Annotated in this window: 7 protein-coding genes; 2 read left to right on the top strand and 5 right to left on the bottom strand. The window is 64.9% G+C overall.

The window, feature by feature from the left end; all coding sequences use genetic code 11:
* The first annotated feature begins 20 nt into the window (after positions 1-20).
* Positions 21-1,235: a diaminopropionate ammonia-lyase gene (locus tag E3U47_RS13435; RefSeq protein WP_134691923.1), complete on the top strand. Its 1,215-nt coding sequence runs from the start codon at positions 21-23 to the stop codon at positions 1,233-1,235.
* A gap of 84 nt (positions 1,236-1,319) precedes the next feature.
* Here the strand turns inward: E3U47_RS13435 and E3U47_RS13430 are convergent, their stop codons facing one another.
* Positions 1,320-2,552: a DUF1835 domain-containing protein gene (locus tag E3U47_RS13430; RefSeq protein ID WP_134691922.1), complete on the bottom strand. Its 1,233-nt coding sequence runs from the start codon at positions 2,550-2,552 to the stop codon at positions 1,320-1,322.
* 228 nt (positions 2,553-2,780) lie between these two features.
* Between E3U47_RS13430 and glsB the strand changes: the two genes are divergently transcribed.
* Entirely contained in the window at positions 2,781-3,701 is a 921-nt protein-coding gene (glsB, locus tag E3U47_RS13425) for a glutaminase B (RefSeq protein WP_134691921.1), read from the top strand.
* A gap of 6 nt (positions 3,702-3,707) precedes the next feature.
* Here glsB and E3U47_RS13420 read toward each other — a convergent pair whose 3' ends face one another.
* The 4 genes from E3U47_RS13420 to E3U47_RS13405 form a co-directional block, all read right to left on the bottom strand.
* Positions 3,708-4,751, bottom strand: a complete 1,044-nt coding sequence (locus E3U47_RS13420) for a ComEC/Rec2 family competence protein (protein ID WP_134691920.1) — start codon at positions 4,749-4,751, stop codon at positions 3,708-3,710.
* An 8-nt stretch (positions 4,752-4,759) separates the two neighbouring features.
* Positions 4,760-7,303 carry a hypothetical protein gene (locus E3U47_RS13415; RefSeq protein ID WP_134691919.1) on the bottom strand — a complete coding sequence of 848 codons (2,544 nt, stop codon included), beginning with the start codon at positions 7,301-7,303 and terminating at the stop codon, positions 4,760-4,762.
* 230 nt (positions 7,304-7,533) lie between these two features.
* The gene (locus E3U47_RS13410) at positions 7,534-11,721 is read right to left on the bottom strand and encodes a hemagglutinin repeat-containing protein (protein WP_134691918.1); all 4,188 of its coding nucleotides are present in this window, start codon (positions 11,719-11,721) and stop codon (positions 7,534-7,536) included.
* 55 nt (positions 11,722-11,776) lie between these two features.
* Positions 11,777-13,477: a ShlB/FhaC/HecB family hemolysin secretion/activation protein gene (locus tag E3U47_RS13405; RefSeq protein ID WP_134691917.1), complete on the bottom strand. Its 1,701-nt coding sequence runs from the start codon at positions 13,475-13,477 to the stop codon at positions 11,777-11,779.
* Positions 13,478-13,647 lie beyond the last annotated feature (170 nt).

Below are 13,647 nucleotides of genomic sequence, written 5' to 3'. Positions count from 1 at the left end.
CCTGACGAAAGGAGCCACCGATGCTGCTGCATAACCCCAACGCCACCCGCCAGCCCTACCCTGATACCCTGCGCGCGATCCTCAGCGCCAGCGCCGCGCAGCAGAGCCGCCAGTGGCTGTCGCATTGGCCGCTGCTGCGAGCTGAAGGCACCCCGCTGCATTCGCTGCCCGACCTGGCCGAGGCACTCGGCGTGGCACAGCTGGCGATCAAGGATGAAGCGCTGCGCTCGCCCCTGGGCAGCTTCAAGGCGCTCGGCGCGCCGATTGCCCTGGCGCGGCTGATCATGCGCAGCTTCCCTGAACAGCACTTCCGCGCCGCGGCGCTGTTCGCCGGTGCGCATGCCCAGCAACTGGCCGATTTCTGCGTCATCAGCGCCACCGATGGCAACCATGGTCGCGCGCTGGCGGCGGCCGCGCAAAGCCTCGGTTGCCGTTGCGTCATCGTGCTGCATGCGCAGGTCAGCACGGAACGCGAACAGGCGATCGCCACCTACGGCGCACAGATCGTCCGTATTGCCGGCAATTACGATGCCTCGGTTGCCCACGCCGCCGACCTGGCACAGGCCAATGGCTGGCAGGTCGTCTCGGACACCTCCTATGACGGCTACGAAAGCATCCCTGGCGATGTGATGCAGGGCTACGCCACCCTCGCCGCCGAGGTCATCGAAGCCGACCAGCCAGCCTTTACCCATGTGTTCCTGCAAGGGGGCGTAGGCGGCTTGGCCGCAGGGGTGGTCAGCTACTTCTGGGAACTCTACGGCGCGCAACGCCCGACCTTTATCGTGGTCGAGCCGGCGCAGGCCGACTGCCTCTACCAGAGCGCGCGGTTGGGGCAAGCGTCGATCGCAACGGGCACGGTGGATTCGCTGATGGCCGGGTTGGCCTGCGGCGAAACCTCGCCCTTGGCCTGGCGATTCCTACAGCCGGCGGTCGACGGTTTCATGGTCATCGATGACGACGAGGCAGTGGCCGCGATGCGTTGCCTGGCCCGAGGTAATCGGCAAGATATTCCGCTGGTCGCGGGAGAGTCGGCGGTGGCCGGGTTGGCCGGGCTGGCGCGGTTGATGGCGGTGCCTGAGCACGCGGCGCAAATGGGCTTGGACCGCCATTCACGGGTACTGCTGATCAGCACCGAGGGCGCCACTGCGCCCGACTTGTACGCAGAACTTGTGGGCGAAGCGGCGACAGCGGTACTCGCCCGACAACAAGCCTGGATAAGCGCAAATCAACGTTAATCATCTCCGCGCAAGCTTTTTTCAGCGGGCTTTGTAGGGCAGGCGTCGTAATCAGCGGCGCGCACTGCGTCGACTTCACCCAGGCTAGCGACGCCGCGCCACCTGCCCCTGGGCATCGACCACCCACGGCGCCTGCCCGGCGACGATACGCACCCCGCCAACCCAACGCTCGGCAGGTTGCTGATCGAGCCAGTGGGCCTGCCCCGCCAGCACTCGCTCGCCCATCGCGGTCAGGCTCAACGAACGCTGCGCCCAGTCGTCCCCCGGCCCTTCGCGCAGCAACGGCCGCGCCGTCTCGATCAATGGTCGCAGCAGTGCAGTGAACATCTGGTCACCCAGGTACGGCAGCGGCTCGTAGCGTGCCATCAGTTCAGCGAATACCCGCCCTGCCGGCTGCTCGCCCCGATGGGCCAAAATGCGCAGGCTCAGCCGCTCGGTCAGGCTCAAACCATCCTCGACACCGGGCAACTCCTGCAATTGTCGGGCTAACGCCTTGCCCAGCAATGGCAGCAACGGATGCTGACGCCCCGCCAGCGCGGCCCAAGCCCGTGGGTCGGGCGCGGTATACGCCGACCAGGCCTGGCGCCCCAGCGCCAGCGCCTGCTCGCCCAGCGCCCGCCGTTGCGGCCACAACCAGGCGAGCAGGTCCGGCGCCAACTGGCCGATACCGATGAAGCGTTCGACCCCTGGCACCCGCTCGATCTCGACCAGCTCGAGACGGCGCGGCAGCGTGGGCAGGCTGGCAAGCAGGCGAACCAGGAACAGCTGGTCATAGGCGTCGGCCTCGCACCACAGCACCACTTCACTGTCGCCGTCGAGCTGCGCGAGTGCCGCCCGTTGCCGAGCCTGGCGCAGGGCCAGGTCGCGCGGGTCGACGGCGAACACCCGTTGCATATAGTCGCTGCGCAACCGCCAGTACTCGTCCTCAGGCAGGGCCGGCACAGGCCCCATCACCATGGGGTCGTCGAACATGTGGAAAGCACCGCGCACCCCAGCAATACGCAGGCTGTGCTCGATATCGTTGCCGCAGCGCCAATGCTGTACCCGTGCCTCGCTCTGGGCGGCAAAACCGGGATGGCGCGCGGCGAAGGCCACCGCGTCGGCATGTGCCTTGAGCCGCGGCCAGCTGGCAAAGCCGGCTTCACGGGCCACCAGCCACTGGGTGTCGGCCAGTCGATAGTCCGGTCCGGGCAAGCCCAGGCCGAGTAGTTGCGTTCGGGTGTCGTCATCCAGGGATTTGAGCAGGCGCTTGGCGCGCTTGCGCAGGGCGGGCAAGTCGAGAAGACCGTGGTGACGGGATGCGTCGATGACAGGCATGCCAACTCCTCATGGGCTCGGTCCGCCGACAAGCCGGGAGCTGGTAGGGAATGAAGTCTGCCTGGCCTGGGCTACCCCTTCGCGCGGACCGCAGGCGCAGCCAACGCCTCGGCGCGACTTTAGCGTCCCAAGTCGCCTCACGCAACCGCCCTGCCTTACTGTGCCGTCAACGCGGCAGCCGCCGTCTGAGCCACAAGCGCTTCGCAATCCACGCATTCCCAGGTCCCCATGCACGCCTTACTGCAAGAGATCCTCGACCACGTCCGCCCCCTGCTCGACCAGGGCCAGGTGGCGCAATACATTCCCGCCCTGGCCCAGGTCGACCCCAACCAGCTGGGCATTGCCGTGCAAAGCCTGGATGGCCAGATGCACTGCGCCGGTGACGCACGCACGCCGTTCTCGATCCAGAGTATTTCCAAGGTGTTCAGCCTGGTGCAGGCGATCAATCATAGCGGCGAGGCCATTTGGTCGCGCCTGGGCTACGAGCCGTCCGGCCAGGCGTTCAACTCGCTGGTGCAGCTGGAGGTGGAGAAAGGCCGACCGCGCAACCCGTTCATCAACGCCGGCGCCCTGGTGATCTGCGATATCAACCAGTCGCGCTATGCCACGCCGTCGCTGTCGATGCGCGACTTCGTCCGCCGCCTGGCCGCCAACCCTCGCATCGTCAGCGATGCGCTGGTGGCCGAGTCGGAGTACCAGCACCGCGCGCGCAACGCGGCCATGGCCTACCTGATGCAGGCGTTCGGCAATTTCGACAACGATGTCGACACGGTACTGCGCAGCTACTTCCACCACTGCGCGCTGTCGATGAGCTGCGTCGACGTGGCCCGCGGCTTTGCCTTCCTGGCCAACAGCGGCTATTGCCCGCACAGCGGCGAGCAGGTATTGAGCCCGCGCCAGGCGCAGCAGGTGAACGCAATCATGGCCACCAGCGGGCTGTACGACGAGGCCGGGAACTTTGCCTACCGGGTAGGCCTGCCGGGCAAGAGCGGCGTGGGCGGCGGGATCGTCGCGGTGGTGCCGGGGCGCTACAGCATCTGCGTGTGGTCGCCGGCGTTGAATGCCTCGGGCAATTCGTTGGCGGGATTGCGCGCGCTGGAGCTGCTGAGCGAACGGCTGACCGGGTCGGTGTTTTCGGCGGTGCCTTGAGCTGAATTACAGATCTACCTGGACATAGCAATCGTTAGCCACGGGGCCGTGAGCGACATAACTCGGCCAATCTGCTGGCACTGACAATTGGTCACTGGCCCATGCCTGCGCATAGTTGAAGTAGATCTCGGGCGTGTTGCGGTCTGCAAGCAATCGCCCCATCAAGTCATGGTCCGGATGCTTGTGAGTTTTGCCGCTGGTACTGATAAGGAAGCGCTTGCACCTGATCCTGGCCAACAGAGAGCGATCAGTATTGCCCTTGCTGCCATGGTGGGAAACCTTCAGCAAATCGATCGGTTCATCATAAAGCAGGTGTTTGTCCAGGCCACGCTTGACCACGGCACACCAGGCGTCCGCAGCCAACAACATGCGCTTTTCCTTAAATGTCAGGAGCAAAGCGATACTGCTACGGTTCGGGACCGACGGATCAGACCGAGACTCACCACCATACGTCTTGAACGAACCAGGGGGCCATGAATCGTTGCGCCCCAGCAGATCCTCCGGCGCGTCATCCGGCTCGGACGGGACAGATGAAGGGTTGTGCCACTGTGCCGCCAGGGCGTGGAGCCCGGCCTCGTCAGGAGACAATACACATACCTCAAGTTCATCAGCCAACTTGATGGCAGCGGTGTCCTGCCTAATCGCCGGACCTTCTCTGCCGTCTCGCGCCCCGAGAAAGCTAGCATTCCATCGCAACCCCAGGCTTCGAATCAACGCCGACAACCTATCGCCTTGCGCCGACCCAAGAAGATCCGGTGGTTGCACGTGATGGTAACCGTTGAACCACACATCATGAATGACCAGCCAGGACGGCATCTCTTCGAGTAGTTCGATCACGCCCTGGATGTGGTCCTGGTCATAGTGAGTGATGACCAAGGCCTCCAACTGCAGCTTGCCATCGACCCGCTCCGCAGCCAGTACCGCCACCAAGTTGTCCCGAGAGCCGACAGGCCCACCATCAATCAGTAGGTGCCTTGGCGACTGGCTATCGCCATAGCTGACCAACAGTGCATCACCCTCTTCAACCTGAATGGCTTTGATTCGAAACATAGCGCCCCCTAGACAGACTGCCTGCCAAGCACGATATCGGCGTCGCCGAACGCCACTACGGCCAAACCAAGGGCCAGATCATCCGCCAACAGCTGGCGCCGCAAACGGCTGACGATATCGCCGACATAGCTCGAACCCGGCGCTTGCGCGGCATTGCGCAAATGGTCAGCCAGGTCACGCGCCACACGATTAGCATGCCGACCCAGTAGTTGGGTCATCGCCGCAATCACGACGCTGACACCATTGCGCTTGAGAATGGCCGGCAAGCTACCCCCGAGTATTTCACCCAGCCCACTGGAACAACCAATCGCGACCACCACGGGGGCACGGCCAACGTGTTTCACGCCCATCCCTGAGAGCATCAGTTGATCACCTGCGCCGGTATGCACCTTAGACTCACTCAAATGGACCACCATCAATAAAAGGGATGGCGATGCGTGCTGTATATGGTCTTTCCAACTTCCCCAGTCGCTGATTCGCTTCACGCCCAGCGCCGACTCGATTGTCGCGATACGCACGACTTCATGTGGATGCACGTCAGCATCTCTAAAGCGATCGGCCTGGTCGCTCGCGGTAAAGGCGATCCTCGACAAGTCATCGATGCGCTGCCGCGGGTGCCTGGTCCATTGCCGAGGCTCCAGCCCCGCTTGCCAGGTATGCCGCTCAATGACGCCGGACACGCCAAGAAACCCCATGGGACAAAGTACTTCACCACTCCCACGCCACTCACATCCCGGTTTCGCTTCCCCGGCCGTCAAGCAATGCGCACGCTCTGAACACAAGGGCGCATCGGGCGACTCTACCGTCACCCCATCGTAGAGATACTCAATAGGAAAAAATGCATCGCTTTGCGTCACCAACTGCAGACGTCCGCCGCATCCGGGCCAATCAGGGGCGGCCGCCTTGATATGCCGATGGAACAGTGCACCGAGGTCAGCAAGCTTTATCAGCAACGGCCTCAGATCAGCACTAGGGTTGGCCACCGCCTGCTGCAGGGCTTGGAGCAAGCGATCGCGCGCCTCGCCAGTCTCGTGCCCAAATAAAGGATGTAAGGTGGCCTCACCGGTTCCGCTGATGATAGTCACGCTGGGTTGATCACCGAGGCTCTGGTTAACCAACAGGCCAACATCAAAGCGCTTTTTCCTGTCCAGCAGAGGCGAAATGATATTTTCAATCGAGAACTGGATCGTTTCGCCTGGTGCTGCATTGAGCCTGGCTGTTTGCAGGATCTGCGCGCCGTCGGTCACCATGAAACGCAGGTCAACAGGACCTTCCGTGGGTTCACGGGTGAATTGCAGCACCGGTGAATTGCCTTTTCTAGGTAACGTCAACTCAAGGGTCTGCGGCGCTCGTGCGTACTCGAACATATGCACCTGCAGGACTTTGCTGTCCCCCTCCCATGCGACTTTGTCGTCTGGAAACGGTAACTGGCGATCTCTAAGGGGCGACTTGACACAGATCTGCACCGCAATATTGACCGCTCCTTTCAGCGGCCAGTGACTGGCACGTCTGGCATTTTGCGACGCCCAGACATCAAGAACCCGTTCAACAGGAGGAGGCACTGGCGCTTGCAAGGCAGACTCGCCCGCCCTACCCGCAATCAATCTTGCCGATTTTTCGATACTGATCAGCTCAGTATCGTCTTCACGAACATGTTTGCCACGCGGCCTATCAGCCCCACCTGGGAATACGTGGCGACTGATCATGAAGGTCTGCGTGGAGGCCAATACCTGCGCCGTTATACCGGTGAGGTCGGATGTTATAGCGAGGGCCTGCGCAAAGGTCTTGCCCTCGGCCCACGCCTCGATCAGCCCCTCGAGCCAAGGCTTGACCCCTCCCTCCTGCGCACTTACATGCACGGCGCACTGCGCGCACAACCTACTGCGCAATACATTCACCTGGGAAAATGCACGATCAACAGGCATGTCGTAGATTACGACCAAGCGCGCCGCAGTTAGTTTATACAGTGCAGCCACGGAGTCAGTAATCACGATGTCAGCAAGGGTCGCATCGGGCTCCCAGCGAGCGTGCAGGGCAAAACCTGCACGCCACCCATCTGCGGAATAAACCTGGGAGGGGGCACTGACCACACATTTTTGCTGTTGAGAACCTGTCACCTCTGGATAACGTGGCCTAGCATTGCGCTGCCACTCCGGGAACACCTGCCCGACGCCCACAAGCGCCGCCAGCTCGGCTGTAATTGCACTGAGCATCTCGCCTGCCAGGCTATCGCTTTCCTTCCATGCCCAGACCGATCTCACCACCCTGATTTTCAAGGACGCAAAACGCGGATGCTGGACAAATGCCTCAGCGAGCATGACCGCAAGAGCGGGATCCAGCCAACGTTCAGCGTGCCATACAGTGGAGTCGCCCCCCCATTTGGCCGGCAGATGGCCAGACAATGCCCTCTCAAGACATCCATCGAGCAGGGAAGGATCATCCCACCACCGCCAATCGCCAGCCTCCAGCAAAATGCCCAGTGCGGCACGCACAACTGGGGCCAGAGGCGCATCATCACCGAGCCAGTCGATGTCTTTTTGATGTCGGTCCATCGTTTTGAATCCCATCAATTAGCAAACCAACCTGGCGAACAGCAGTGGCTGGCTCCGAGCACTCGCCCAAATTTCGCAAGATAGCGCGAGAGCATGGCAAAAAGCCATACTCGAATTGAGGGTAATTGGGGGATATCAGGCGTCCGCCTTGGGAGCGAACCTGCGGTGATGGCGCTCTTGCAAAAGACCTGAGTCCAATGCAAGAGGACCAACCACCACCAGATGAGGCGTTAAATCAGTTTGTCGGTGCGCCCTTCGATCGTCAGTGGCCCGACCTTCACCTTGCCCTCTTCCAACGACACACTCGGCAGCGCCAGCTCCGACGCCTTCGGCTGGTCGAGGGTGGCCTTGACCTCGTAGTTGACCGGCTTGACGCTGGCTCCGGTAACCAGGGCGCCCTGCCCGTCAACCACGCCCGAAACCTCCTTCACGCTGGCCTTGCGCAGGAACTCGCCCTGGGCGTCGAAGGCCGGCTTGTAGTCGAGCCCGCTGGGTTGCTCGCCGTCCTTGGCCTCACCCGGCTTGCCGGTCAGGCCCAGGCCCAGGTCGAGACGGGCCGAGGTGATGGTGTCCTGGCGCTCCGCGACACTGACGCCGCCCTGGCGCTGGCCGCTGAGCTGGCCTTCGACCCGCGCGCCGCTGAGCTGCGTGGTTCCGGCGCTGTTCAGCACCACCTGCCCAGCACTGACCCGGCTGTTCTGCTGGGTGCTGGCCTGCAGGTAATCGAGCTGCCCCTTGGCCCCCAGGTCGAAGCCGTAGACCGGCTTGCCCGGCTGCTCGGCGCCGGCAGGCGTCTCGCGGCTGAGGTTGCCGCCGGCATTGAGCTCGACACCCCAGTTGCCACGACCCTGGGTGGATTGCGCCGACTCCAGCAGCACGCCGCCCGCGCCGGCGCTCAGCTTGACCTGCGGTCCGGTAACCTGGGTACCCTGGGCATGCAGCGAACCACCCTCGAGGCTGACCGAGTCGCGTGACGCCAGCTGGCCGCCGCTGAGGGTGTTGGCCGACTCGCGCGTCTGCCCGGCCTTGATGTGGCCACCCAGGTTGCCGCTCAGGGTGCTGCCCTGCTCGCCGCTGACCGACTTGCCGCCCAGGTTCAAGCCAAGGTCAACCTGGTGACCGGTCACGCTGCGGCTGTCGCTGGCGGCCTGCAGGTCGAGCTTGCCGCCGGCCTTGAGTTCGACCGGGCCACTCACCTCGACGCGGGCGCCTTGCACGGTCTGGTTGCCGCCACTGTTCAGGCGCACCGGGCCATTGCCGCTGATGCTCGCCACCTGGGCCTTGCTCTCATCGCTGTGGCTGGCGCCGTGCTCGAACTGGACGCTGCCGCCCAGGTCGGTAGTGCCGGTCGGCAGGCTGCTGACCGTCAGCGAGGCGCCACCGCCCACGCGGGTGCTGTCGCTGCGCACCTGGTTGCTGGCCTGGTTCAGCGCCAGGTCGCCGCCGCTGCCCACGGTCACGCCAGCCTGGCCGCCGTCGAGGCGACTGCCTTCGAAGCTGGCGTTGCCCGCGGCCTGGATGTCCACACCCTGGCTGGCGCCGTAGCTCGCCACCACTGCGGTGGAACTGTCGCGGCTGGAGTGTTCGTTGCTGCCGGAGCCGGCGGCGGTCACGTTCACATCCGAGCCGGTCTTGGTGTAGACCCGGCCGCTGACATTGGCCGTGACCTGCTGGCTGCTGCTGGCATGGCTATCGCGGGCCGCCTCGGCCTGCACGCTGTCGGCCTTGATCGTGAGTGCGCCATTGCTGGCCTGGTACTGGGTGCCCTGGTCGCGCAGCTTGCCGGCGACGTTCAACTCGACGCTCTGCCCTGCGAAGGTGCCGACCACCGCCTTGCTCGACTGCTCGCTGCTGGCCTGGCTGGCGTGGCCCAGCGCCACGTCGACGCCGACGTTCGCCGAGCCGATCTGCGACAGCGCCGCGGTTACCGAAGTCTTGCCTTGCAGCACGTCGCCCACTTCCTTGACCGGCAGCTTGCCGTCGAGCGCGTCCTTGACCGAGACCTTGCCATTCACCACATCGCTGACCACGCCGGCGATGGGCCGGGCGATCTCCTTGTACTCGGCGTTGACGCCGACATCCGCCGTCCAGCTGCTCTGCTGGTGGCTGCTGGTCTTGCTGTCGCTGGCGGCACGGTTGTCGACGCTGTCGGCGGTCAGGCTCAGGCCCTTGCCACTGGCGACCTGCGCGCCTTCGCTCAGCAGGTTGCCGGCGTTGACGGTGAGCGTGCCGCTGCTGTGCACGCTGCTGGTCTTGGCCGTGCTGGCACTGCTGCTGTCCTGGCTGCTGGCGTGGGAGAAATCGACACCGCCACCGGCGCGATCAAGGCCACCGGTGAGGTAGACACCGCCCGCGGTACGGCTGCTGTCGGCGCTGTCGCTGCGCTGATCCTGCCCGGCCAGCAGCGACACTTGCTTGCCGCTCAGGGTGGTGTCGCCCGCGCTGGACTGGACCGTCGAGCCCTTGACCGCCAGCTCGTTGCCGGCACTGACCTGCACCGCGCTGCCGCTAAGGTGGGCGCCGTGCTGGTTGACCTCGGTGCCACTGCTGCTGTGTTTCTCGCTGACATAGGCGATACCGGCACGGTACTGCCCGGCACCCGGCGCGGTTTCCTTGGCCGAGGCGACGAAGCCACGGCTGTTGCCGCTGGCGCTGTGCTCGCGGGTGTCTTCGGCGGCGCTGAGTTTCACGTCACCGCCGGCCTCGGCGTTCAACGCGCCAGCGGCCTTGACCGTGGCGCCGACCACATCGATGTTCTCGCCGCTGCTCAGGCCCAGGGTGCCGCCAGCCACCAGCTCGCTGCGCACCGCGGTGCTCTCGCGGTTGCCTTGGCTGGCCTCGTTGTGGCTGATGCCAAAGAACTTGCTCTGCTGGTCATGGCTGTTGCGCGCGTTGGTGCGCAAAGCGGTCCCGAGCTGCACCTGCTTGGCGGCGATGCGGATGTCCTGGCCGCTGCTCAACTGGGCGCCTTCGGTGGCCACGGTGCCCTTGGCCTTGAGGGCGATATCGCCGCCCTTGAGCTGGCTGGTGACGCTGCGCTGCTCTTCGCTGCGCTTGTCCCAGTCGGCCTTCCAGAAGCCCTTGGTGTGCTTGCCCTGGTCGGTCTCGACATGCTGCTCGGTGGCGGCCGCCAGGCGCAGGTCGGCGCCGCTGTCGATGCCGAGGTGGCCGGCGGCCTCGACGTGGGCACCGGTCAGTTGGGCGTCCTGCCCCGCGCTGAGCCGCGCATCGCGCTGGGCCAGCACCTGGCTGCCGTGCTCGCGGGTATCGCTGTCGGTGGAGGTGCGCTGGTAGGTTTCCCAGTCGATGCCCAGCGCGCCGCTGCGCCAGTTCTCGCGTTTTTCCTGGAGCTTGCGGCTCTGTACCGTGTTCAGGGTGAGGTTACGCCCGGCGTCGAGCTTGACGTCGCGGCCGTGCACGTCGGCCGCTGCCAGGGTCAGGTCGTGGGCGCTGCGCAGCCCGACATCGCCCTGGCTGCTGTGGATACCGGCGCGGTTGGCTTGCAGGCTGTCGGCCACGGCCTCGCCGCGGACATCGAGGTCACCGGCGGACTGGATGCTCACCCCGTCACGCCCGCTGAGCTGTGCCGGGCCTACCCGCACGCCCGCACCCTCGGCGGTGCTGACGATATTGATGCGCCCGGCCTGCATGGCGCCGAACAGGCTGGCGTCGATGCGCCGCTCGCCGCTGGCCGCGGCCGGATCCACCGCGGTGACCTGGCCGCTGGCGTAGTCGACCTGCTGGCGGCCGACGGTCAGGTTGAGCTGGTCACGGGCATCGAGACGGCCCTGGCTGTCGATGCGCGGGGCGATCAGGTTGACCGAGCCGCCGTCATTGCGCAGGCCGGCGCCCTGCACCTGCAACTGCCCACTGGCATCCGTGGTGCCCAGGGCCCGCAGCTTGCCGTCGTTCACCTCGGGGCGGCCCACCACCAGGCTGGCGTTGGGCGTGTTGATGAAGCTGGCGCCGTTGACCGAGATGCCGTTGGGGTTGGCCAGCACATAATCGGCAGCGCGGCCGAAGATTTCCTGGGCACCGTTGATGGCCGACGGGTTGCGGCTGACCACCTCGTTGAGGATCACGCTGGCCGCCTGGCCGTTGAACTGCGGGTTGGCCGCCAGTTGCCCGGCCAGTTGCGAATTGCCGGCCTGCAAGGCGTTGTTCAGCACCAGGCCCTGGCGGTCGACGTTGTAGTCGAGGAACTGGTTGTGCGACAGCCCCGCGCCGTTGGGCGCGACGATGTTGACGATCGGCACGCCACCCTGGGTTTGCAGTTGCGCGCTGCCACCGGGGCCAGGCGCCACCACCACCCCGGCGGCCAGGGCCTGTGGCAGGCTGGCCGTGAGGAACAGGCTGGCAATCGCCCAACGCAGCCGGCCCTGGGGGGACAGCTTGAAGGCAAAGGGTTTCATCGTCATAGGTCACTCTCCATAGTTGTTGCCCATGTAGCCATTGCACATAGGTTTGCCCCGCTCAGATCTGCAGGCCGGCCCTGAACAGCCAGACTTCCGGTTCGCGGTGGTTGCCACTGGGGGTGCTCAGGCTGCGCTGGTAGTCGAAGTCCAGTTGCAGGCCTTTCCAGCCCAGGTTGACGCCGAGGCTGGCAGCGCTGAGGTGCTGCATCGGGGCGCCGTGGTCGGCCTTGATCCAACCGTGGTCCAGCCCCAGTCGCGGGGTGATGCTCAAGGGCCCGGCGGGGCGTTGCCCCAAGCGCAGGGTGTTACGCCAGACCGCTCCGCTGGCCCCGGAAATACTGCTGACCCGGTAGCCGCGCACGGCGGAATCGTCGGTTCCGAGCAACTGCTCGATGGCCGGCAAAGGATCGGGGCTGTACTGCACGTTGAGCTGGCTCTGCCACTGCCAGGCCTGGTCGCCGAATTGGCCGTTGCGCCACTGGCTGAGGCCCGCGCGGTACTTGTGGAACTGCGCCTTGGGCAAGTTGGCGACCACCCGCTGGGCGTCGTCGTCAGCGCCGAACCAACGTAGGCCCTGGGCATAGTTGAGGTCGAAGTTCCATACCGCGCGGTCGAGCCAGAACAGGTTGAGCCCGGCTTCCGCCACGCTGAGGGTCGGGCTTTGCACATCCAGGCGCACCTTGGCGAACTCGCTGTCGACATCCTTGTGCGCCAGTTGCAGGTTGGCGCTCAGCTGATGGCGCTGGTCGCGCCAGAGCACACGCTCACCGCGCAGGCTGAGCTGGTCGGTGATGCCGCGGCTGTGCAGGGTCAGGCTGCTGAGCTTGACCGGCGCGCTGTATTCGGCGTGGCTGGCGAACAGGCTGAAGGTCCAGTAGCCGTAGGGGATGGCGTAGTACAGGCTGGCATTGCGGCTATAGCGCTCACCCTGGTTGAGGGTGTCGCTGGCACTGAGGCTGAGCAGGTCGTTGAGCGCCAGCGGGTTGTCCAGGCTCAGGCTCAGTACCCGCCGATCACGCCCGGTACTGGCGCTGCCGAGGTTGTCCAGGCCCAGGCCCAAGGCCACCCGCGGCTGCCCGGCGCTGCGCGGGCGCAGGATGATCCGCGAGGCGCCCGGCTGGCTGCCGGGGGCAATATCCGCGCCGAGGTCGACCGAGCGCAGGCGGTTCAGCTGGTCCAGGCCCTGCTCCAGGTCACGCAGGTTCAACGGCTCGCCGAGCATGCCGGGGAAGGCGCCGGCCAACGACACCGGCAGTTGCTGATCGGCCAGCTCGATGGCCTCGACGTAGCCTTCGTCAACCAGGATATCCAGCGACTGGCCGGCGGCCGGGGCGCGGTTCAGGTACGGCCGGCTGGCGACATAACCCTGCTCCAGGTACACCGCGGTGATGGTCGCCAGCAGGTGGTTGATCTGGCCGACGCCCATGCAGGGCGCCAGCAGCGGCTGGATACGGGCCTCGAGACGGGCGCGATCGATCAGCGTGACGCCACCGAGGCGAACCCCGGCCAACGGCCAACATTGGCTGTCCGGGGCGACGCTTGGCGCGGGCGCCGGGGGCGTGCCTGGGGTGGAGAAGGCACCCCGCTCCAGTTGCCGGCGACGCTGTTCGAGTTGCAGTTGTTGCAGGTCCTGTTGCTGCTGTTGCTGTTGGCGCAGCACTTCCTGGCCTGGGGTATCCGCCTGGGTGACGCCGACGCACAAGCACGACAGCGCGACGGACAACGAAAAGCGACGAGCAGGAGCAAACCGGTACCACATACAACACCTATAGCCAAATAAAGGCACGGCGAAAGTTGAACTTTGCAGTGCAGTTACTGGTGATTATCGGCTTGCGCCTAGTGAAACTTTAGTGCCTTCGCAGCGCGGCTCCCGGTGAACTGTAATGTGTGAAAAGGCCAACCACTTCAATCGGTTGGAATCGATGCTCA

The organism is Pseudomonas sp. RIT623, from assembly GCF_004519305.1.
In the GTDB taxonomy this organism is placed as follows: Bacteria; Pseudomonadota; Gammaproteobacteria; order Pseudomonadales; family Pseudomonadaceae; genus Aquipseudomonas.
The sequence above is the reverse complement of the archived record's forward strand: the minus strand, read 5'-3'. Positions and strand labels throughout refer to the sequence as shown.

Bases quoted from the DNA above. Each gene is read 5' to 3' on its own strand.
- glsB (WP_134691921.1), top strand. From the start codon at position 2,781: ATGCACGCCTTACTGCAAGAGATCCTCGACCACGTCCGCCCCCTGCTC.
- E3U47_RS13405 (WP_134691917.1), bottom strand. From the start codon at position 13,477: ATGTGGTACCGGTTTGCTCCTGCTCGTCGCTTTTCGTTGTCCGTCGCG.
- E3U47_RS13420 (WP_134691920.1), bottom strand. From the start codon at position 4,751: ATGTTTCGAATCAAAGCCATTCAGGTTGAAGAGGGTGATGCACTGTTG.
- E3U47_RS13415 (WP_134691919.1), bottom strand. From the start codon at position 7,303: ATGGACCGACATCAAAAAGACATCGACTGGCTCGGTGATGATGCGCCT.
- E3U47_RS13410 (WP_134691918.1), bottom strand. From the start codon at position 11,721: ATGACGATGAAACCCTTTGCCTTCAAGCTGTCCCCCCAGGGCCGGCTG.
- E3U47_RS13430 (WP_134691922.1), bottom strand. From the start codon at position 2,552: ATGCCTGTCATCGACGCATCCCGTCACCACGGTCTTCTCGACTTGCCC.
- E3U47_RS13435 (WP_134691923.1), top strand. From the start codon at position 21: ATGCTGCTGCATAACCCCAACGCCACCCGCCAGCCCTACCCTGATACC.